17 protein-coding genes are annotated in these 21139 nt (G+C 40.7%); 6 read left to right on the forward strand and 11 right to left on the reverse strand.

The features are described 5' to 3' along the window. Positions 1 to 47: 47 nt before the first annotated feature. Positions 48 to 1517 carry an efflux RND transporter periplasmic adaptor subunit gene (locus tag H6G97_RS22725; RefSeq protein ID WP_190942912.1) on the reverse strand — a complete coding sequence of 490 codons (1470 nt, stop codon included), beginning with the start codon at positions 1515 to 1517 and terminating at the stop codon, positions 48 to 50. Positions 1518 to 2066: 549 nt separating this feature from the next. Here H6G97_RS22725 and H6G97_RS22730 point away from each other — a divergent pair. Beyond that, positions 2067 to 2606: a phycobiliprotein lyase gene (locus tag H6G97_RS22730; RefSeq protein WP_190942913.1), complete on the forward strand. Its 540-nt coding sequence runs from the start codon at positions 2067 to 2069 to the stop codon at positions 2604 to 2606. Between the two features lie 263 nt (positions 2607 to 2869). Then, positions 2870 to 3190, forward strand: a complete 321-nt coding sequence (locus H6G97_RS22735; protein WP_190942914.1) for an RNA recognition motif domain-containing protein — start codon at positions 2870 to 2872, stop codon at positions 3188 to 3190. Between the two features lie 253 nt (positions 3191 to 3443). Here the strand turns inward: H6G97_RS22735 and H6G97_RS22740 are convergent, their stop codons facing one another. Then, a complete protein-coding gene (locus H6G97_RS22740; RefSeq protein WP_190942915.1) occupies positions 3444 to 4613 on the reverse strand; it encodes an S-layer homology domain-containing protein in 1170 nt (389 codons plus the stop codon). A gap of 101 nt (positions 4614 to 4714) precedes the next feature. Further along, a complete protein-coding gene (locus H6G97_RS22745) occupies positions 4715 to 5443 on the reverse strand; it encodes a Uma2 family endonuclease (RefSeq protein ID WP_190942916.1) in 729 nt (242 codons plus the stop codon). 217 nt (positions 5444 to 5660) lie between these two features. Here H6G97_RS22745 and H6G97_RS22750 point away from each other — a divergent pair, with 217 nt between their 5' ends. Next, complete coding sequence (locus H6G97_RS22750; protein WP_190942917.1) at positions 5661 to 7019, forward strand: ATP-binding protein; 1359 nt, start codon at positions 5661 to 5663, stop codon at positions 7017 to 7019. A gap of 73 nt (positions 7020 to 7092) precedes the next feature. Here the strand turns inward: H6G97_RS22750 and H6G97_RS22755 are convergent, their stop codons facing one another. Further along, the gene (locus H6G97_RS22755) at positions 7093 to 7269 is read right to left on the reverse strand and encodes an ATP-binding protein (protein WP_242055109.1); all 177 of its coding nucleotides are present in this window, start codon (positions 7267 to 7269) and stop codon (positions 7093 to 7095) included. Between the two features lie 155 nt (positions 7270 to 7424). Beyond that, complete coding sequence (locus tag H6G97_RS22760; RefSeq protein WP_190942918.1) at positions 7425 to 8921, reverse strand: glycosyl hydrolase family 57; 1497 nt, start codon at positions 8919 to 8921, stop codon at positions 7425 to 7427. A 435-nt stretch (positions 8922 to 9356) separates the two neighbouring features. Between H6G97_RS22760 and H6G97_RS22765 the strand changes: the two genes are divergently transcribed. After that, complete coding sequence (locus H6G97_RS22765; RefSeq protein ID WP_190942919.1) at positions 9357 to 10595, forward strand: ScyD/ScyE family protein; 1239 nt, start codon at positions 9357 to 9359, stop codon at positions 10593 to 10595. A 166-nt stretch (positions 10596 to 10761) separates the two neighbouring features. Here the strand turns inward: H6G97_RS22765 and H6G97_RS22770 are convergent, their stop codons facing one another. Then, positions 10762 to 11583 (reverse strand): SDR family NAD(P)-dependent oxidoreductase, encoded by an 822-nt coding sequence (locus tag H6G97_RS22770; protein ID WP_190942920.1) that lies wholly within the window; start codon positions 11581 to 11583, stop codon positions 10762 to 10764. Positions 11584 to 12540: 957 nt separating this feature from the next. Next, on the reverse strand, positions 12541 to 14244 hold the full coding sequence (locus H6G97_RS22775; RefSeq protein ID WP_190942921.1) for an alpha/beta hydrolase: 1704 nt from the start codon (positions 14242 to 14244) through the stop codon (positions 12541 to 12543). A gap of 621 nt (positions 14245 to 14865) precedes the next feature. Here H6G97_RS22775 and H6G97_RS22780 point away from each other — a divergent pair. Then, entirely contained in the window at positions 14866 to 15060 is a 195-nt protein-coding gene (locus tag H6G97_RS22780; RefSeq protein WP_190942922.1) for a hypothetical protein, read from the forward strand. Between the two features lie 12 nt (positions 15061 to 15072). Here H6G97_RS22780 and H6G97_RS22785 read toward each other — a convergent pair whose 3' ends face one another. The 4 genes from H6G97_RS22785 to H6G97_RS22800 form a co-directional block, all read right to left on the reverse strand. Then, a complete protein-coding gene (locus H6G97_RS22785; protein WP_190942923.1) occupies positions 15073 to 15996 on the reverse strand; it encodes an ion channel in 924 nt (307 codons plus the stop codon). A gap of 273 nt (positions 15997 to 16269) precedes the next feature. Continuing rightward, positions 16270 to 17172: a DUF2382 domain-containing protein gene (locus H6G97_RS22790; protein ID WP_190942924.1), complete on the reverse strand. Its 903-nt coding sequence runs from the start codon at positions 17170 to 17172 to the stop codon at positions 16270 to 16272. Positions 17173 to 17429: 257 nt separating this feature from the next. Beyond that, positions 17430 to 18326 (reverse strand): DUF2382 domain-containing protein, encoded by an 897-nt coding sequence (locus H6G97_RS22795; protein WP_190942925.1) that lies wholly within the window; start codon positions 18324 to 18326, stop codon positions 17430 to 17432. Between the two features lie 533 nt (positions 18327 to 18859). Continuing rightward, positions 18860 to 19702: a DUF2382 domain-containing protein gene (locus tag H6G97_RS22800; RefSeq protein ID WP_190942926.1), complete on the reverse strand. Its 843-nt coding sequence runs from the start codon at positions 19700 to 19702 to the stop codon at positions 18860 to 18862. A gap of 399 nt (positions 19703 to 20101) precedes the next feature. On the opposite strand from H6G97_RS22800, the gene H6G97_RS22805 reads away from it, so the two are divergent. Beyond that, positions 20102 to 20836, forward strand: coding sequence for a DUF1995 family protein (locus tag H6G97_RS22805; RefSeq protein WP_190942927.1), 735 nt, complete (start codon positions 20102 to 20104; stop codon positions 20834 to 20836). Positions 20837 to 21139: the final 303 nt, after the last annotated feature.

The raw sequence follows: 21139 nt of genomic DNA on the forward strand, positions 1-21139 counted from the left end.
ACTCCAATTAAAAAGGCAAAATGAAAATCAAAAGACATTTTGAATTTTTAATTCCCCTTAGGAACTGACTCTGCTGTTTCGGAAAGAATTGATAAACGTACAGCGTCACCATTTTTTAGGGGTTGACCACTGCGAACAACATAACGCTCTCCTGCTTGCAAGCCAGATAAAATTTCTACTTTGCCATCAGCCTTTTTTCCTAAGCTGACTGCACGCGCTGCCACTTTTGTCTTGCCATCTGTGTCTTTCACCACAAATAGCGTCCCTGATGGATTTTCTTGCTCTTTCCTTACTGCCTTTGCTGCCCCTGCTTGTTTTTGAATCGCTGTTTGCGGCACTACTACGCGCTGTTGAGCCTGGGTTTCAAAGTTGACTCGCGCCAGCAGCCCACTACCAATTTTCCCTTGAGTGTTGGGAATCACTACTTCTACAGGTATTAAGCGAGCTGTAGCATCGGCAGCTGGAGAAATGCGAGTAACTCTGCCAATTAATGTTTCCTTAGGGAAAGCATCTAAGCGAACTTGTACAGACTGTCCAACCTGAATTTGTGCTAGTTCTAATTCGGAAACTTGCACGACAACTTTCACACGGTTAAAGTCGCCAATTTTTAAGACTTCGTTACCTGCTTGCAGAAGGTTTCCAGGTTCTGTCACCTTTTCTGTGACTACGCCAGTGATGGGGGATGTCAGTTGAGCATAAGATCTGCGCTCTTTGGTTTGAGCAACCAATGCTTGTTGGGCAAGTACTCTACCTTGAGCGGCGGCGACGGCTTGCTGTTCTGTACGCACTTGCTCTTGAGCTGCCCGCAATGCCTGGGCAGCTGTTTGTGCCTGGGTACGTGCTTGCTGGGCAGTTTGTTCTGCGATCGCTCCGGCTTTAAATAACTTCTGCTGCCGTTCTGAGTCTGCCTGAGCTTGTACCACTTCTAGCCGCGCCCGTTCAACATCTGCACGGGCATTGCTTACCTGATTTGTTGCCCTAGCTACTTCTGATTTGAGGGCTGCTAGTTCTGCTTCTGCTTGCTTTAATTCGGTCGAAAGTATGGCAGCATCTAACTGCCCGACGTTTTGCCCTTGCTTTACTGTATCGCCTACATCAAGGTTTAAAGCCAACAACCGAGCTTCTACCTGCGATCGCACTGATACAATTCGGAAGGGTGTTGTATTACCTGTGTATTCTGGTTGTGTTTGCAGCGAGTCAGTTCGAGCGATCGCTACATCTACAGCCGTTGCACCGCCACCACGTTGTCCACTACCAGGACTCTGAGATTGTGCATCAGCCGATTCCTTTGGCAGCGCTCCACAACTCGCACTCAGCAGTCCTATGCCCAGCAAACAGGGAATCAATAATATGGATGCAAAAGGGGAAGACACTTTTGTGTCAAAGCTACTTTTTGTTTCTGCAACAGCCATATCAGTCTTCACAACTGAATCTAACTGGGTATCAATTACCTGGTTAGCGGCTGCGAAAGGTGAGATTTTCGCCTGCTTGTGCGGCTTATTTCTATCCAAAATCATTTATTTTTCTTTTATTTGGGGAGTTTTTGGTGTTAAACAGCCGTGCATTACCAAGTAATTTTGAGACATTATGACTAATGGAAAGCGGCGAGATTCAATTAGCTATCTTCTTGCAGAATTTTGTATCAAAAATTACTTTTTATACCGAAAAATTCTCACCACTTTAACTCATTACATTAATAAGGGCAGATTTTTAGCCGCTGATGCAATTCTTAACTCAGTATAAATATTTTTAAATTTCTTGGAATCTGCCCTTGGTAGAAGACTTGCGTTGACTGAAGATACGGGAATTTTCCGCTCTTTCTCCTAAAATTGGCAGTATTTAAATAATTATACTTAGGCTTACATGCCAGATTTAATGTAGTTAGCAAAATGCCTAGTAATTTTTACGCTTGATCCAATATATTAAGAATAGTAAACATAAATTGCTTTTTTAACGCTGTGATGTTTTAAGCAAGCGTAGGCGTAGCCCGTCGTAGACATCGCATATACAGCAAAGAAAAGAGCGATATATATTTAGAGCCAATATATTAGTCAGGAAAGTTACAAGTGACATCATTGCTAAAAATTGCACAAACCGCTGACGAAGCCCAGATTTCCGAATTTTTCCAGGAATCAGAGGGTAAGTGGCGATCGCAACGGCGCTACTACACCCTACCTGAGGGAGAAACCAAGGAGATGGAGAGTATAGTTACGATCAATTTTCTCAATCAGGGCTGTAATGAATTGCAAAACCTAGCTCAAATGCAAGATTTGCCTGATACAGGTAGTCTGATCTGTGGTGCAGCAGTTACATGGGAAAGTATGGATGTGTTAAAGGCAAGGAAAGAGTCGCAAGGTTCAACGATATTTGGGGCTTTAGGAAATATTTTGTATCGCGATCGCGGTTTTGCTATATCTAAACCAGTCACCGCCCACTATTATTTCTCCAACCCAAAAACGCTGTGTTTGCGAACTGAATACAACGGTTCCGTTTTTGAGGAAGAGTTAAAACTAATTGGTAGCAAATACCGCACTAGACAAACCATTATCTCCCGTGCTGGTGAGCAGTTGATGATTGGTCAATATTTAGAAAAGAGAGTGGATTAGTTTATCTCGTGGGTGCAGTTCGCTATAGCCTCACCCCTTTTAGGACTAGCCAACACGTACCTATTAACTTTTTATATAACTTTTTATAACATTTTCTCAAACTTTTACCCAAAACTTAGTTGCTATGTCATCATGGAAAGTGAAATGAGAATTAATTCGGCGACAGTGTTTGTTTTTAGTATTGACAGGCTTTTCCCTTTTGGTATTACAGACTTCTCTCCGAAATCTAAATCTCTACAAACTTATGATTTTGGAGACATTTAATGTCAATTTACGTTGGTAACCTCTCCTATGATGTTACACAAGATGCGCTGAGTGCTGTATTTGCAGAATATGGTGCTGTAAAGCGTGTTCAACTACCTACTGATCGTGAAACAGGTCGTTTACGCGGTTTTGCTTTCGTGGAAATGAGTTCAGAAGATGAAGAAGCAAAAGCAATTGAAGCTCTTGATGGTGCTGAATGGCTTGGTCGCGACCTCAAGGTAAATAAAGCCAAGCCCAGAGAAGACAGAGGTGGCGGTGGTTCTTTCGGTGGTAATCGTGGTGGCGGTGGTGGCGGTGGCTACAACCGTAACCGTTATTAAGCTATAAGAAGCTAAGTTAAGTAGACGAAAGTAACTTAATTGAATCTAGAAAAGGCTCAGGCAGGAATGCTTGAGCCTTTTCTATGTAAAATTTTGACTCTAAATAATTTTGGGAATTATATCATGTCCGGCTGATTAGTTATAATTTTCGCATCTGTGCAAAAACCTGAAAATCCTTTCTCCCCCTGCTCCCTGCCCCCTGCCCCCTTGCAGTCTTAATGATAAGTCTTTAACCGGACATGATATGAGATTATTATTGAGGCGAACCACCTGTGGGCAATTTACCCTTTGGCTTCGCTTTTGGAGTCTGGGAAAGTTCTGGAGACATTTTGGGCGATGCCTGCGGCAGGCTGGGTCTACGCACTATATTTGGAGATGTAATTGCCTCCAATTTGCCCCGTTTTACTAAAGCTTGATGGATCATCGCCGCCACTTCTGCCCGACTAGCTACTTTGTTGGGAGCAAGAACTTGGGGATTTGGATAGTTAACTACTAGTCCATTAGTTGTAGCAGCAGCTATTTTGCCGACGGCATAAGGTGGAATATCTTTAGCATCTTTATAGACACTGATAACCTGATTTGGAGAAGTGGGTGCTTTCAAATTCAACCCACTGACAAGAGCAACTAAAACTTGCACTCGTGAAATATTTTCTTGTGGTTTGAAGGTTTTTTTTGGGTAGCCTTTGAGAAATCCGGCACTGATGGCTTGGTCAATTGCTGGAGTTGCCCAAAATTTTGTTGGCACATCTTGAAATGTGATCGCAGTCTTAGACGGTTCTTGGTCAAAAGCTTTTTCCAGTATGGCAGCAAATTCGGCGCGGTTTACAGACTGATTTGGTCTAAAAGAATAATCAGGAAACCCTTTAAGAATCCCACGGGAAGAAAGAACGTCTATAAAACGCCGACTCCAAAAGTTATTCGGCACATCGTTAAATGCAATTGGCGGCGGAATAATTGATTTTTGTTTTGCTGGAGTAACTAAAGGCAACGCTGATGATTTAATTGATGGCTCAACTCCTGTTGAAGAGGATACAGGTGTTTGTGCTTGTGGGGATTGAGTCGGGATTACCAGAACAGATGGCAACATTGCGCGGTAAGGAGTTGCGCTGTTAGTTAGAAATGAAGGTGTCTTGGGTTCAACAACAGCCTCAGGTGAAGAATAGGGTAAAACCTTGTTGGGCACTGGATAAGGTTCTACCTTAGCAGTAGGAGAAGGCAATACTTGATTTGGTTGAACACTAGGAGATGGAGTGGAGGAAGGCAAGAGCAACCCGTTTAAGTTCCAGCTAGAATCTCTGCGGGACAATGACCAAAAAAGAATCGCTCCGATAGTGGTGAAGGCAACCAGAATGGCTATAAATTCATCAAAGCCAAGGGCAGTTTTTTGGGATGACTCCGGTTCGGAAGGAGGTCTATTTGTCATCGTGATTACCCTGGTAGCAGTAAAATTTATGTCTAAACAAATTAAGCCACAGATGACTCTTTTACACCAGCTCTTTTTAATTCGTAATTCGTAACAAAATATTAGGCTTCTGGTTCAACGCCAAGCGATCGCAATTGAGCAGCTAGGCGATCAGCTCTTTGACTTTCCTGTTCTGCTCTTTCATTGCCATTCAACAACAAATTACCTTGTAAATCCCACCAACGCAGCCAGGATAATTCCACATTCTGATATTTTCCCTGCCATAAGCCTAATTCAACACCCAAAGGAACTATAGGATAATGTCCTCGTTCATTTGCTGGTAAAACTTGATACTGTCCTTCAATCAGATGATAAACTTCTAGGCTGGCTTTACTCGTTTCATAAATGCCGTAGAAAGGAGGACGAATCACCTGCTCATAAATCCAAAATTTACCCTTCAATGGAGTTTTATCTCGTTCTTCACTACCGTCCCCAGAGACAAATTCTAAGACAATCAACGGGGCAATAAACTCTCGCCACAACACATAAGAACGTCGCGTTTGCCCATTGAGCAAAAATGGTACATTCGGTACATAAAACCAATCTGGTGCTTCTGCGCCTTTTTCGGGGGGATCAGTCAACCGCCAGTAAATCCCTAAGTCCTGCCCTATACAATATTCCCCTTTAGGATTTAATTGCTTGAGGATGGGTGTAATAGAGTCAGTTAGTAGGATGCTTTGGGGATGCTCTTGCCAATTTTTCACGAACGTACCATTAGACTCAGGAAGTTGAGTATGATCCGGGAAGGGGAAAGGAGCGAGGGCATTGGGTGAATTGGTTACAGAGGTCATAACGCTACCTTTGCACTCTTTGTAAAGGTTATTTTTAGTTTAGCTTGCGATCGCTCTCTAAATATTCTCCAACCAAATTATAAATTGCACGCCAAAGAATTTTTACTTTAACAGACCACTAGTCTTATTAAATACCTAAAAAACCGAATTTTGAGGGTGGCAGAATGTAAAATATTAACTTATTGTTTACCTGTGTTTGAAAAAATCAAGGTGTCTAGTGCCAGAAGAATTTAGTTGCGAAATCTCACCGCCATTTTTGTCTCTTGGTAGCGATCGCGATCTTGATTTAGATTCAACTCTCCAAGAACTACCAATGTACAACTTCTCGGTGGAAATCAACCACACCGCTATGGAAGTGGCTAGTTTTTTGGAAAAATATCCCCTACTACCAGGAGTAATTTTGGTAGAACAGGGACAGTTCATTGGCATGATTTCACGGCGGCGACTGCTGGAATTTTTGATTCGCCCATTCGGACAAGAGTTATTTGTTCAGCAACCATTAGCCGTTCTTTACAGCTATGCACGGACACCGATTTTGCTGGTTGCTGATACAACAGCGATTTTGACGGTGATGCAACTTAGCTTAAAGCGATCGCCAGAATTGTTAGCAGAACCAATTGTAGTACAAATAGAATCTGGTGCTTATAGATTGTTAGATGTCCAAGAATTGAATATTATTTCTTGGCAAATTCGGGGAATCGACAATCTGATTCGGTATGAACGCAGTCAAGCCCAAATGATTCAAAATGATAAAATGGCAAATCTGGGGCGCTTGGTAGACGGCGTAGCGCACGAGATTTTAGACCCAGTGGGTTTTATTTGGGGTAACATAATTTATGTTTCCAACTACAGCCAAGATTTACTCAAGCTGATCGCGGCTTATGAGCAGGAGTTACCATCAGTTTCGCAGGCAATTAATCAAATTAAAGAAGAAATTGAATTTGATTTTTTAGAACAAGATTTATCGCGATCGCTTGCTAGTATTCGCACGGGAGCGGAGAGATTAAAGAAACTTGTAACTAGTTTGCAAAACTTTTGTCATATTGATGAACTTTATCCTAAGCCTGTAGATTTACACGCCTGTATAGATAGTATTATTTTATTAATTAATAGCCGTCTTCAAGGAGAAATTGAAATCGTCAAATATTACGGTCAGCTACCTCCAGTATATTGTTTTATGGGACAGCTAAACCAAGTTTTGATGAATATTTTAAGCGAAGTTGTGGATACTTTACTCAATGAAGCAGTACGGCAACAGTTGCATTTAGAAGAGACAAAAACTATTCAAAAGCCTCGAATTGAGATTACCACAGAAGTTATTTCGCAAGAAGCAAGCAATCCAGATGCACCAGATTCTCGCTGGATTTTAATTCGCATTGCTGACAATGGCTCTGGAATGTCTGAAGAATTACAACAGCAAATTATAGAGTCTTTTTCTAATGAAACAAAGAATGGTAAAAATACTAGTCTAGCGGTAAGCTATCGAATTATTACAGGCAGACATGGTGGTAAATTAAATTTTCATTCACAGACTGGCATAGGTACAAAATTTGAAATATTGTTACCTTTAGTTTGATTGACTCTAAATTACGAATTACGAATTATTAGAATACTCATCATAATACTGCTTAGATTACTGGACAAATTTGCTATTGGATAGGGATTTGAACCACAAACTCCATTCCTTTTCCAGGTGTCGAGAAAAATTCTAGCCTGCCATTATGTTTTTCGCAAATGATTTGATAGCTGATAGCCATTCCCATTCCTGTTCCCTTACCAACAGGTTTGGTTGTAAAAAAGGGATTGAAAATCTGTTTTTGAATCAATTTAGGAATCCCAGCTTCTTAGGCTGCAAGGGCTGGATTTTTGGATATCCAGTTCGGATATCAGTACCTAGCAACCTACACTTAGACTTCCTACTTACTTGAACTAAATCTCAATTGCTCTAACTTTTATATCTTTCCAATCCCCAATCTTTAACTCAATTTATCTGCAATAAATTTTCGCCACGTTGGTAAATTTCCCGCGCATAATCAGTCCAAGCCCCTTGTCCCCAATAACGAAAACAACTAGTTTGCAGCAAAAGGTTATGTAGAAGAACGTTACGGTATTGAGATTGCCTAGTAAGCGGTTCTGCTGAGTCAGTTTGCAGTAATGGATCAGTTTTTTGATGAAATAAACTACTTAATTGATACATAGGAGACAAAACATTTTCATATCCTTTTACCCAACTGATATGATTTGTCCAGGAGGCTCCATCCAGATGAAAATTAGAGTCTATTTGCTTTAATTCTTGAATCGTATTTTCTACAGCTTCCGGTTGACAATTATCTGGTGAAACTCGCTCCCAAATTTTATGCTGTCCCACTGGCTGACAAGTTGGATAGTCTTCAGGTTTGCATCCTGCTGCTTCGATTAATTCTAAATATTCTGTCCCACAGATCCCAACTACACCTGATTTTCCTCCGCCATTATTTACCATATCCCACCAAGCTTGTTTAAAAGCGCTAGGAAATTCATTCATCATCACGCCGCCATTTTCACCATCGCCAATTTGACTAACTATGGGTGGTACAAAAACACTGTCAATTTGTTGTTTGGATAAGGTTTTTGCTTCATAATAAGGCTGCATCTGAGCAACTAATTTAGTATCCGAACCTTGGGTTTTAATTAAGGCTGTAATACTAATTGTTTCACCTTGAGAATTGCGGGCAACCAAACGATGTGGTAAATGTTTATGAGTGAGAGATTGACCAGTAAGAGTTTCTACAGAATGTTCTTGAACCAGTAGCCAGCGATATCCACATTCTTTTAGCGCTTTCACAAATTCATAGAGAGCATCAGGGTGATTTGGTAGGTGCATTTCTGGGGGCGAAAATCCTTTGACTCGCGCTAGTGCTTCCCAGCCAAAAATTGCGGCAAAGTGATGTTGCCATGCAATGATATGCAATTTAATATCTGCTATAGGTGTGGAAGGAATAACTGCATGCCCCCACATTGTACCGAGCCATTCTACATAAGGTTGGTAGGTGCGATCGCAAGTGATGCGTTTAAGATTATCGAGAACATCACCGCGTCCCATTTGCCGCAGTCCCCAAAGGAGATTACCAGAGTAATCCAACATTACACGCGGATTGCAACCTTGATTGACGAGTTCGGGGATCAAGTCTCCCATGCGGCTGTAACAATGAGCAAAAGGATCTGCATTGTGATTATCCCCTTCATGAGGATGTTCAAACATATATTGCAGATTGCTGATGAGTGTACCGCCATTTCCAGCAGGTATAGTTGGTTGGTGCATGTGTAAGGCGATCGCAAACACAGCATTTACATCTTCTAAGCGGATGTTTGTTGTTGGTAAAAATACTGGCTGATCGTGGTTAACTACAGAGAGAACCTCTGTTTCCCAACCAGATATATTCGGCAGGCCATCAATGATTTCGGGCAAATTACTAAGAGTTGTGGGGAAGGAAAGCATTTCTGATTGCTCCGAAACAAGGTATGTCTAATTATGCGATCGCCCAGCAATTTCTGATCTGCAACTTTATGTATTGATGTAAAGTGCGACCGTCTTGTAGTCCTGTAATATCTGTGTAGTTCAACAGTTTAGATATCACACTTGTATAAAATTATTAGAAAATATACAGTAATTCTATTTAATTTTGTTGCTAGAGGCGTACATCTGTACGCCCCTATAGCCGATTCATTATGTTGCAAAGATTTTCGGAAATGGTATGATACAACTCAAAATTCAGAAATTCAGATGAAATCTGAATTTCTAGATTTGAATCTGTTTCCCTTTTTTTAATAAGCTCTAAAATCCACAGAAACTATAAACATTAAATATTATTTTTTATCAAGTTAAAATTTCCCATTCTATGCTTTAGGCAAATTTAATTTTAGGAGGAGTCTCATGAAACTAAAACAATTTGGAATTACATTTTTGAGTGTTTCTATTGCTGCTTTTTCGGGAATGAAAACAGCAGAGGCGGCATCATTTTCAGTAATTGCCGATGGTCTTAATAGTCCACGAGGTCTAACTTTCCGTAATGATGGGAGTCTTTACGTCACAGAAGCAGGAATAGGCGGCGGTGGAGCTTGTGTTCCTTCACCGAGCGTTGCAAACCAATCTTTATGTTATGGCACAACTGGTGCAGTCACCAAAATTAAAAATGGTACGCAAGAACGTATACTTACAGGACTTCCTTCTTTAGCATTACCAGATGGTACTGATACTTCTGGGCCTCAAGATATTAAATTTGATGCTACTGGCAAGCCTTATATTGCAATTGGGTATGGTTCAAATCCCACATTTCGCGCCACGTTAGGTAACACTGACTTAGGAAAAATTATCACTGCTAATTTCAATACAAATTCCTGGACTAGTGTTGCTGATTTAGCTAATTATGAACTTGCAAATAATCCCGACCAAGGCGATCTAATTAGCAATCCCTTCTCTCTTCTTATAGATGGAAATAATATTGTTGCAGTTGATGCTGGTGCTAATGAGTTACTCAGTGTAGGTACTGATGGAAGTAATTTAAAGGCGATCGCCACAATTCCCCGGCAGACATTAACTAATCCAATTTTTCCCTCTGGCGCATCATCATCGCCATTTGAAATCCAAGCAGTACCAACAAATATCACCAAAGGTTCAGATGGCGCTTATTATATTAGCGAATTAACTGGTTTTCCTTTTCCAGAAGGTGAAGCAAAAATCTATCGAATTGGTGCTGATGGTCAACCAACAGTTTATACAGATGGCTTTACCCAACTTACTGACTTAGATTTTGATGCAGAGGGTAATTTATATGCTTTGCAGTACGCTAATCAGTCACTTTGGAAAGGTAATCTAGATGGTTCTGTAATTAAAATAGCAAGCGATGGGACTCGCACAACTATTCTTAGTGGTAATGGATTAGAGTCTCCGACTGCTTTGACTATTGGTGCTGATGGTGCTATTTACGTGACAAACCGAGGCGATCGCCCTGGACTTGGACAAGTTATCAAAATTGAGAATCCCAAATCTGTTCCTGAATCTACTTCTACTTTCAGCTTATTAGCATTTCTTGGCACTGTGAGCCTTACTTTGTTGCACAAGGGTAAAGCCAAGAAACTTCCAACGAAAAAAATAATCCCATCGCTTTGGTGAGCAGGGGAAGTAGGGGAGGTAGGGGAGGAAGAATTTAACGATCATCTTCGCTCCCAAAATTGAATAATGTAATTTCTGGAAATCCCCAAAGACTGAAGATTTCGGACAAGTTTGTTCGGGAATGCTGAGTGTTGAGTTAGCGATCGCCCTCGGTATTTCCCCTTCTCTACGAGACGCTACGCGAAGGGATAAGTTTTTCAATCAGCCGTTGTCTGCTTGGTGCTGGCGGTGTTGCTATTCGTAAAATTAGCTCTAACAGCCAAGGGGCAAGGCGTTGACACAACACGGCTAAATGACTTTGCCATCCGACTAAAATTTCTGATGAATCATTTTGCATTCCGGTGACGAGTGCTTTAGCCACTTGCTGGGGAGTCATAGGGATCACCCAGCGAAATAATTTTAAGTCGCGCACCATGTCTGTGTCTGTCAGAGATGGCAGTAATGCGATGACGCGGATATTGTGTTCAGCTAATTCTTGGCGTAAGGCTTGGGTAAATCCTAAGATGGCAAACTTAGTTGCTGAGTAAGTCGCCATCGTCGGTGCAGCCACCTTCCCCATCAGACTCGATACATTGACAATTGCTCCTTGTCTTTGGCTAGCCATGCGTCGAGCAATCAGACTAGTAAGGTTGTACATCCCTAACAAGTTTACAGAGAGTTCTTCTTGAACTTGAGGCATTTTGGATTGCAAAAACGAACTTTGGTATGCGACTCCCGCACAATTAACCAGCAGGTGAATCTGCCCGTAATTGCGCCATAGTTGGGCAACAGCGATATTTACTTCAATTGTTTGAGTCAAATCTAAGGCGACGATTGCAGCTTCTGTGCCCATCGTCTCAATTTCCTTTGCTACTTCGACTAACTTTTGGCGATCGCGTGCTACCAATATCAGCCGCTTGATGCCTTGTTGCGCTAGTTCAAGAGCGATCGCTCGTCCAATCCCACGCGAAGCCCCTGTAACTAGTGCTACTTTACCTTGAATCTCCATTGGTTTTATCCTCCAAAATTTAAGTCCTACCAAACTCTTCGTTATTGCCGATACACACAATCAAGAGCCACTCGCTTGTCGGCACAAGGTAAGACAAATAATCAATTGCAACTGAAATCAAACCCAAACTAAGCCTTTGGCAACGATATATTTCTTGGTTAATCTGCAATCCCTCATAGTTGTCTATACGAGGCAGAAATTTCTCGTTTTTAACCCGTCAAAGCCTAACATACTTGGCTGAATGGGTATAGCTCATAGATTTTATTTCTCCTAGATCCGAGCGTTTATCAGCATCGTTTCATACACACGTTAGCAATTAAATCAAGCTATTGCAACATTCTTTAATCAGAATTTCTTAATAGTTCTTAATGGCAAACATATATATATCAAATATTTTATTAAATAAGTTTTTATGAATCCCTAAGTATAAATATCTCAATTTCCTGACAAATAAGCCATGTTTGGGTAAATTGCTATATCTAATTCATAGCTTAGAAACAAAAAAGACATATAGAGTTTTTGCTTATGGTTGCAATAGTTAGAGTTCCAAAAAAACCCATAAAATTACATCAGTATATTTACTGTTAAAAAAAATAGAGATGGATGGCTTTTATTGATTGAAAATAATCAACAAGGGCGGGAGCATTGTTTAGAATTATCTGGCAAAACTTTAGGATAAATAGCAATTTGTTTAGCTTTAGCTTTGAGTTTCTTAAAGGAATGCTTGAGACTTACTTGGTCTAGAGTAAACTTCAATCATTCGTGAACAATAAGATCCCCGAATTTTAGAGAATTGGGGGATCTGAACTGTAAGTCAATATCATTCCTAATTGATGATTCTGCCTAAACTCGTACTCCGTGCATTTACGTAATTAGTAATTATTACTCCACAGTTAAATCGACTTGCTTGAAACAATAATAGATATAAGCGGAAATTATTTATTGTGTTTTCCCAAGCTAACGGGGTGTAGGAGTAGGTTGAGGATTTGATGGTTTGCTTGCTTGGGGAGTTGACCCACTCCAAATTTGATTGAATTGATTTACCGACAATGACTGTAAAAGACTGAGATTAAGCGGCTCTTTACTGATGAAGGTGGCATAAGAAGGTTGCAAATACAAGCGGTATTCAGAGCGATTAAGGAGATGGGTTTCTAAAAAAGCCACGCTGAGCGCGTTGAGATAAGAATAAACAGCAGCACGATCAGGGCCCAGCAAAGCAGGTGGCACAGGTAAGATATCGTTTTCAGAAGTCGGTTCAGCGATCGCTGAAAAGTGGGTGGCATTTTCAATTAAAGCCAAGTACTTATTGGTATCAGAAAGCCAGGTAAAGGGGCGAATTTGCTCAGATACGGGTGGGGCGAAAATATCTTGACTACCTGCTACCAGCATTACCGGAATTTTAATTTGACTGACTCCGCCTTCGCCCAAAATTGAGCTATTAATCGGATTAATCGCCATGATGACCTTGATGCGATCGTCTTTGAGTTCGTAATTCTTTGGGGTTAAGTCAGTTGCTTGACATTGCAAAAACAGCGACAAATTAAAGGATGAATTATTAGGATTACAATCTTCCCTGAGTTGGCTAAAGTTAATATTGGCCCCTGCTAGAGCCAAAACAGTGTAACCACCAAAAGACTGACCGATCGCCCCAACTTGCTGAAAATTGAGTTTTCCTTGGAGGGTGGGATCAGATTTTTCTAAACGCTGGAGTTCATTGAGGAGATATTTGATATCTAAAGGTCGGTTGATAAATTCTGTTGCATCTGGCGGCCCGGCCAAACCTGCAAAATATTGTTGAATGCGTTCGGCATTACTACCAGGGTGTTCTAGTACAGCAACAGCAAAACCATAAGATGCTAAATGTTCAGCCAGGTAGACAAAGGTAGAGCGGTCTGAGGCCAAACCATGAGAAATTACAATTAGGGGAAAAGGAAAGGTTAGAGAGTTCTGAGTTGTGAGTTCTGAGTTTTGAGTTGTAGGTAAATAGACATCTACTGGTAGACGGCGTGAACGAGAAATGTCATTTAGCTCAAAGGTTTTTTTCTGCCAGCGGAATTTTCCTGGCGATCGCAAATCTGCTTGTTGAGAGAAGTCAACAGTTGAAATGGCTGCTTGAGCGATCGCTTCTTTTTGAAGAGAGGCAAAAACTTCATCCTTTTTTTTGAGCAATTGTGACAAGTCATCGACTATTTTTAACCCTCCTGTGAAATTCACCCGCATAGTATTGCTGGGAAATTTCCGCAATAGATTCACAACAGTTAAACCCTCTTGATCAGTAGCAGCCAAAATCAAAGACGCACGTATGGCATAGAAGCCGTTATTTCGAGCCTCAGTGAGAAGTAATTCTCCAAGCCGTTGCACTACCTGTTCGCCTATAGGTGAGTAGGTAACTTGAGATACCAGCGTAGGGCTGATATTGAAGCGTTGCTGAAGTAGCTCCCGTAGTTGAGCGAGTTGCTGGGGAGTAGCGCGGCTAGCATAAAAGGAAAGTTCATCATCGATTTTGCCTTCTTTCGCAAAAGTTTCTAGCGAGTTCACAGATAGAGAGAATTCGCCAAAGGGAGGGTAAAAAAAGCTAATGCGTTCAGCTCCTAATCCAGGAGTAGCAGTCAAAAACGTAGATAGCACACCTAAACCCAGGTATCTCAAAAATTTTTTCATAAGAAAAACCCACTGTCTAATCCTGCCAAACAAGTTTCAACAGAGAGGAAAGCGAGGCGGGATCTATTACCGCTTTCCTGTTTACACAGACTCAAAGCACAAGAAAGCAAGTACTTACATCGATAGTTTCGCATATACAGAATAATTAGGATTGAATTGGGGATTCGGGACTGGACAATTTTGATGGGGATTCAAACTCTAACCAAATTGGGAAAAATACTCTTTCCCAGTCCCCAGTCCCCAGTCTCAGAGCTAACATTCTTCCCCAACAAGCTTGATCTGTTCGCGTAGCGTCTCGTAAAAAAGTTTGGCAAGGAAAGGGTGCGATCCGTTGAATTAAATTTTAGGATGCTGAGGGACTTCCAGTTAAAAAATATCCCATCCTTGGGGGACGCTCCGCGTTCGCGTAAGCGTCCCACAGGGTACGGAGGGGCGCAAGGCGTTTGCGCCCTTATAAATCTACAAATTATTTGGGATGAGTTATTTTTTGCAAGTCCCCAAGAGCGCACAACTGTACAACCCTAATTATTCTCCTGAATTATCAAAATACAGAGGTAGCAAATTTTTCAGCCAAACAGCAACAGCAGAGTGATAATAGATATAGAGATCAAAATATTTTATATGTCTTTCACCTCCTGCCCCTCTTGTGTTGTCATCCTCAATCAACAACAGGAGCAGAATATCTCCCACCAAAACCAGTGCCAGGATGTGCCAGTTAACGACAGCAAGAGCATGGTTAAAAGTTGTACTGTTGTTGAAAATGGTCGGGTTGTGGTTAAACCATTACAACCACAACTCAATCAGACTTCCGAGTAAGTTTCAGCCACTTCAACTCATTTCATCTAAAGGTAAAACATCGTGGAAGCGGTTGTAATCAATGTAGCGATGTCCATCAGATGTGTGGTGGAAGATATCGACAAATTGATTGTTCCACAAAATCTCATTAGCAGCATAACTATGACGGGCATGGACGACCTGTGTAACTGTTTCATCAATCCCACTCAAAGAGATGATCAGCATAGTATTTGTCTGTGTTAGCGATTCTGCTGTCATCCCATATAGAGGACTAAACTCATCAATAACATGCATCACAGACCAGCTTAAGGTGAAGCTAGGTGTTTGGTTCCTCAGCAGTTTGAGATCGTATAACCGACGTATAAACTGCCCTTCTAAGGTTACATCGTCGCGCATTAAGTAAACTCGCATCTGCGCCTCCAGAATCATATTGCGACGCTGGTTAGCCGTGCGAAATATGAGAGTCGGCATCGCATTATGAGGTGTAATCACTGCTACACGGCTAAATAGCACACGGGCTGTAGGCCGAGAGAATCGAGCAAACGCTAGTCCCGTCATCACAGCAATTCCCACCAAACCAATCATTGCTTCAATGGTGACAACAATATTGGCGTAAGTTGTTTTAGGATACATTGCCCCATAGCCGATGGATGCTAGAGTTTGCACGCTAAAGAAAAACATATCTAAAAAAGAACCAGGTCGGGCATTGACAATACAATCTCCTCCCATTAAGTAAGCTATTGCAAATAGAGCATTAATAGTTACATAGAAAGTGCAAATCAGGATTAGAAAGCCAGGCCAGGGAATCGTTAGCAGCAGATGATAAGGATCGCGCCAGTAGGAATGCCATGCACCCATACCGATAATTTCAAATTTTCCATCTCGAACTTTAATCTGAATCGGTGGGATCAGATGCTGTCGTTGCTTCCGTGAAAATCTCTTTAGTCTAAGTTTCATCGCAAGTAGCCAAAAGAACGGCAACTGCTTAGTATTGTAAATTAAGTTGCTTTAGAGACATTCACCGAGTCGCGTTTAGCATTGCCGATTTTCAGCTAGAGATATGGGGATTGGGGATGAGAAAAAAATTATTTTAAAATTTGGTTGGGATCTGAATCTCTAATTTTTAATTTAATTTACCTGCAAGGGAAGGTAAATTTGACCTTTTTTTTCTTAAATCAGCAAAAAAATAGGGTGTGCAATGCCCACCCTACTAATTTATCTGCTAGAAACTTATTTTTCCGGTTTTAGCAATTCACCTTTAGAACAGCGGTCAAACCACTCCTGGTATTTTTGCTGCTGTGACTCATCTTCAACAGCGACAGTAACACGCACTTGCTTGCATCCGTGATCTCGCTCTTGTGCGATCGCATTCAATAATAAACTAGCAATTTTAGGTGAGCTAAATTCGCCGCTTACAGTTAAACTACTGTCAAATCCTGCAAATTCAAGTCTTTCTACTTCGGTCAAGTCAAGACCAGCAATTTCTCCTTGCCCTAAATCAATTTCTGCGAGTTGTTTGTGTTCTGGGCTGATTTGCTCGACAATCAACTTTTCCCGATGGACAGGAACCTGTACCATCCGGGTTTCGATTACTTTGCGAACAATTACCTCACCGACTTTACGCTTACTGCTTTCAACAAATAGTCGTTCTTCTAGTAGACGAATAATCTGTTCTTCACTAACCTGTTCTGAGTCTACTGGCTCAACTGGGCTATTTATACTTTGATTATTGGCTAGTTGCTCAGTTGAGTCGCGTAGGCGTAGACCGTCGTAGTTATCGCCTGGTGTTTCTGCTTCTAAATATTCAGGCATATACTCGATTTCTGATTTTTTTAAGTCTATGAAAACAGATTTAGTCGGTTTGTCGATTTTTTTTATTCTCTGGCTTTGCAATCGAAACAAAGAGGGGCGTTTATCAGCTAACTGCTGCCCATGTTCTCCAGTTTGTTGATTTGCCTGGTTAGATATAACTAAATTTAGGCGACGATTAGCATCGACAATTAAATCATGAACTACTCCTACTAGCTGACCTTGCTGATCGAATACAGAAAAATTGTTCACCTTCTGTCTTAAATCTGCCAGCGAGGAGGTAGTGCTAGAGTTACTGTTTGTTTGTACAATATTTTTTGCCATAGGTTGGCTATTTATTTGCAAAGTTTACGAACTGTTTTCTAATTAGCTAAATTAAATGTATTAATCATCTGAATCCCATTTAGAAAATCTTTGCGAACAAGATATTTACATGACCCATATCGAGAGGAATATTCGCAATCGTCAATCTAAAGTGGTATCAGCTATTAGGAACACAGGTAAAGCTTATTCAACAACCTTACCTGTACTGTATCGAATTAATTATTAGTCATTAGCCAGCAACTAATGACTATATTTAGTTAGCGTTCTTCAATGGGAAGATTACCAGAATTCACATCTAACTCTTCACGACGCACGGTTTCTTGAGTTTCAACTGTTTCTTGATCGACTACTTTTCTAACTCTAACTTCTTCACGCAAAAAAGCTTCTTTGCGAACATCAGCAGTTTCTTCGTGGATTTCGATACGAGCAACTTCGCCTTCACGGAAATCTGCTTCGCGCCCAGAAACGGTAGTACCTGCATCTGCTGGAGTTACACGCTCAATTACAACTCGTTCTCTTTCCACTGGTACTGCAACCCGTGCTGTATCAGTCTCAACATGCTTGCCAATTGCTACTTCTCCAGTTTTTTGGCGTCGTTTACTAGCAATCAGCCGTTCTTCATACAATCTCAGAGTTTGATGATCTTGCTCATTCAACCCGTATAAAGAAGGCTCATGTTCGTAATTGTAGCTATCACGATTGTAAGTTGGGGTAGCTGTCGCTCCTTGATAATTTGTATCTACAGGGATTGTTGCTTCTACTGGTGTTGATGCTTCTACAGGAAGGGTGTTCCCTGTGGGTTGACGATATACTCCACGCACCCGTTCTTCATAGTCATAATCAAGAGCTTGCCGTTCACTGAACTCAGGTAAATCTTCAGCTTGTTCTCTAGTCAAGCCAACTGTGTATACCCGGTCAACGCTGTAGTCGATACGGGCACGACCAAGTGGTAATAATACTTTCTTACCAAAAATCCAGAAGCCTAAGTCAATGACTAAATAGCGGAAATGGCCTTCTTCGTCCACTAAAATATCGCTGACAGTACCAATCTTCTCGTCAGTTCCTTGGGTATAGACACCAAGCCCTTTAATGTCATGACCATCAAAACTTTCATGATAGTTAGGTTCGAAATCTTGTAGTTTGTAAAGAACCATTATGTTGTAACCTCAAATATTTTTTTCATCTCTTAATAACTAAACTAGACATTTATTGACTTTTATACCTCCTTCTGCCGAATGAATTATTTACAGAGTTAAATATCGAAAGTTATAGATATTTTCATTAATATTTATCAACATGATTGACTAAAGACACAAAATTATAAGGATTTAGGAGCATCCCAATTCTGCAAATTATCAAGATAATAGATTGTTATTGTGAGCATAATAACAGCCTATGTTTTTACACTTTTGGTATGCTCCCAATTGTTTAGCTTTTTTCATAGAAGTATGTTTAGTTTTTGTGCATGGAATTGCCAGATTCATTATCGATTATTTATTACCGCAAAATCTTGCATATCTATGTGCTTTATTAATATGGGAATTTTTTGAATGTTCCAATTTCCAACTTGTCTAATAAATTGGGAATATTCTTTTACGGATAAAAAAACACAGGCAGAGATACAATTTAACTTTGCCTGCATAATTATTCCAGATAAATCTACTAAACAAATTTATGAGCCAGCTAATTAAATAGCTCCATGTTCACTGATACCATTTTCTTGCACATGTAAATTACCCGTAGTATCAACATCTAATTCTTCTCGACGGATAGTTTCTTGTGTTTCTACAGAGTCACGTTCTACTACTTTCTTGATCCGGACTTCTTCACGCACAAAGGCTTCTTTATGTATCTCAGGCGTTTCTTCGTACACTTCTATGCGTGCTACTTCTCCTTCTTGAAACTTAAGTTCATTGGCATCTACAACTCTACCTGCTTCTGTAGGCACAACTCGCTCAATCAGAACTCGTTCTTTTTGAATAGGTACTGTAACGTGTGCAGTTTCTGTTTCAATGTGCTTACCAACTGTTACTTCTCCAGTTTTGATGCGGTTTTTGTTGGCAATTAATCGTTCTTCATAGAGTCTAAAAGTTTGATGAGATTGATCGTTTAACCCGTATAAAGTTGGTTCTGTCTGGTAATTATATGTATCGCGGTCATAAGTTACACCGCTGGTTGGAGAACGAAATACACTACGTACACTTTCTTCATAATCACTATCAACGATCGCGTCTTCTTTGTGATCCGGTAAGTTTTCTATTTGCTGTCTGCTTAAACCATCAACATAGACGCGTCTTTGTGCATAATCGATCCGGGAAAGACCAATTGGTAGTAATATTTTTTTGCCAACAGAATCTAACCTTACATCAATAATTAAATACCGGAAATGACCATCGTCATCAACTAAAATATCGGCTACTGAACCAACTTTATCTCTTCCCTCAGTGTAAACATCTAGCGCTTTAACGTCGTCTCCACCAAGGGTTTCTCGATAATTTGGGTCAAAAAGTTCAAGCTTGTTAATAGGCATACGCTGTTCCTAAGTTGTGTATAGGGTTTATTTATAAGTATAAAAAATGTTGTGCTAAGTTTCATCCTACTGGCGACTGAGGTCAATGGAGAGATTTGATGATTTATAATTCATATTTGATTAGGCAAATACTCAAATTGAACACTATTGATAACCAATAGAAATATAACTAAAGTTATAAACAACCTGAAATATTATACTGGATACTGGTATAAAATATTTTTTAATTAGTTGCGACGATCGCCTACACTTTCTTACTCATGGTGTTGACAGAATCCTTACTCGACCGAATGGAATGGCCCTGCTTTAACAAGCAGTTGGGCAATCTCCTCTGCGTAAGTTCTAATTAAGAGCCAATACTGAAACAATAGGAGTAGACACTACAGCGCCATGCAGATTATGAGTCAACTTCCAAATAGTCTTGAAGATGCGATCGCCCAATCTCGAACAGCCGTGCAAGCTGCCCTTAAAGATGGTCTTACTCGGATACAAGTTGAGTTCTTGTTCCCAGAACTCAAGTTTATGCCAGTAGCGGAACAATTTTTGCCACTGTTTACAGAATATGATTCTCGTTTGAAGATTTTCTTTGCTGACGCGGGTGCTGCGGCTTTAGCCCGCCGCAATTGGGTTGATGCACCATTTCAAATTTTGGATATCGGGACGGGAAGGGCTGCTTCTTTACAAGAAAAAATTCAGCCAGAGGATGAAATTTTCTTGTTTATTGCGCCCACTTGCGTGGAAGTACCGCAGTTGGAAAAGTTATGTGAAATAATAAGCGATCGCCCTTTAGTCTTCTTAAATCCCCGCTTAGAAGATGCTGGAACTGTGGGCATTGGTTATACAGCGAGAAAAGTCCGCGATCGCTTTATCAGTACCATTGAATCCGCCTATTACCTCCGCCCTATAGATGATGAAAGTGCCCTATATCGCTGCTATCCTGGACAATGGGAAGTTTGGCTGGAAACCAACGGCGAATATCAAAGAATTGCCGAATTACCCACCAAACCATCGGGTGATGAGTTGGATCTCATCCTTTTAAAAGGGCAACCGCAAACAACAACAGACGCGACATCTGCGAAAAAGCCTAATGTGTTTAAGAGTTTGCAACGGTTCTTAAAAGCGTTGAGTAGTTAAAATAATGCAGAGGTAGCAGGAGGAAACTAACTTTCTCATCTGCTGCCTCATGTTGAGTTTTCTATACATAAACTTGATGCAGAAAACCCTGTATATTGTGCGACATTGCCAAGCAGTGGGACAAAAACCTAATGCGCCACATTGTGAAAGTTATCTCTAGCTGACATAAACTGTTTTTTCAGCCTGCATAAGACTTGTCCGAAAACTCCAAAGCCAGACTGTTCAAAGCTTTGAGAGCAAGCTTTGATATCTTCGTGAAAACGTAATCATAAAGCTTTGAGATAGTTACTGATAGTTTAGAGC

The sequence above is a fragment of the Nostoc flagelliforme FACHB-838 genome, assembly GCF_014698065.1.
In the GTDB taxonomy this organism is placed as follows: Bacteria; Cyanobacteriota; Cyanobacteriia; order Cyanobacteriales; family Nostocaceae; genus Nostoc; species Nostoc flagelliforme_B.

Coding starts and splice junctions, on each gene's coding strand:
- H6G97_RS22775 (WP_190942921.1), bottom strand. CDS start 14,244: ATGAAAAAATTTTTGAGATACCTGGGTTTAGGTGTGCTATCTACGTTT.
- H6G97_RS22725 (WP_190942912.1), bottom strand. CDS start 1,517: ATGATTTTGGATAGAAATAAGCCGCACAAGCAGGCGAAAATCTCACCT.
- H6G97_RS22760 (WP_190942918.1), bottom strand. CDS start 8,921: ATGCTTTCCTTCCCCACAACTCTTAGTAATTTGCCCGAAATCATTGAT.
- H6G97_RS22795 (WP_190942925.1), bottom strand. CDS start 18,326: ATGGTTCTTTACAAACTACAAGATTTCGAACCTAACTATCATGAAAGT.
- H6G97_RS22785 (WP_190942923.1), bottom strand. CDS start 15,996: ATGAAACTTAGACTAAAGAGATTTTCACGGAAGCAACGACAGCATCTG.
- H6G97_RS22740 (WP_190942915.1), bottom strand. CDS start 4,613: ATGACAAATAGACCTCCTTCCGAACCGGAGTCATCCCAAAAAACTGCC.
- H6G97_RS22800 (WP_190942926.1), bottom strand. CDS start 19,702: ATGCCTATTAACAAGCTTGAACTTTTTGACCCAAATTATCGAGAAACC.
- H6G97_RS22745 (WP_190942916.1), bottom strand. CDS start 5,443: ATGACCTCTGTAACCAATTCACCCAATGCCCTCGCTCCTTTCCCCTTC.
- H6G97_RS22765 (WP_190942919.1), top strand. CDS start 9,357: ATGAAACTAAAACAATTTGGAATTACATTTTTGAGTGTTTCTATTGCT.
- H6G97_RS22790 (WP_190942924.1), bottom strand. CDS start 17,172: ATGGCAAAAAATATTGTACAAACAAACAGTAACTCTAGCACTACCTCC.
- H6G97_RS22805 (WP_190942927.1), top strand. CDS start 20,102: ATGAGTCAACTTCCAAATAGTCTTGAAGATGCGATCGCCCAATCTCGA.
- H6G97_RS22780 (WP_190942922.1), top strand. CDS start 14,866: ATGTCTTTCACCTCCTGCCCCTCTTGTGTTGTCATCCTCAATCAACAA.
- H6G97_RS22770 (WP_190942920.1), bottom strand. CDS start 11,583: ATGGAGATTCAAGGTAAAGTAGCACTAGTTACAGGGGCTTCGCGTGGG.
- H6G97_RS22735 (WP_190942914.1), top strand. CDS start 2,870: ATGTCAATTTACGTTGGTAACCTCTCCTATGATGTTACACAAGATGCG.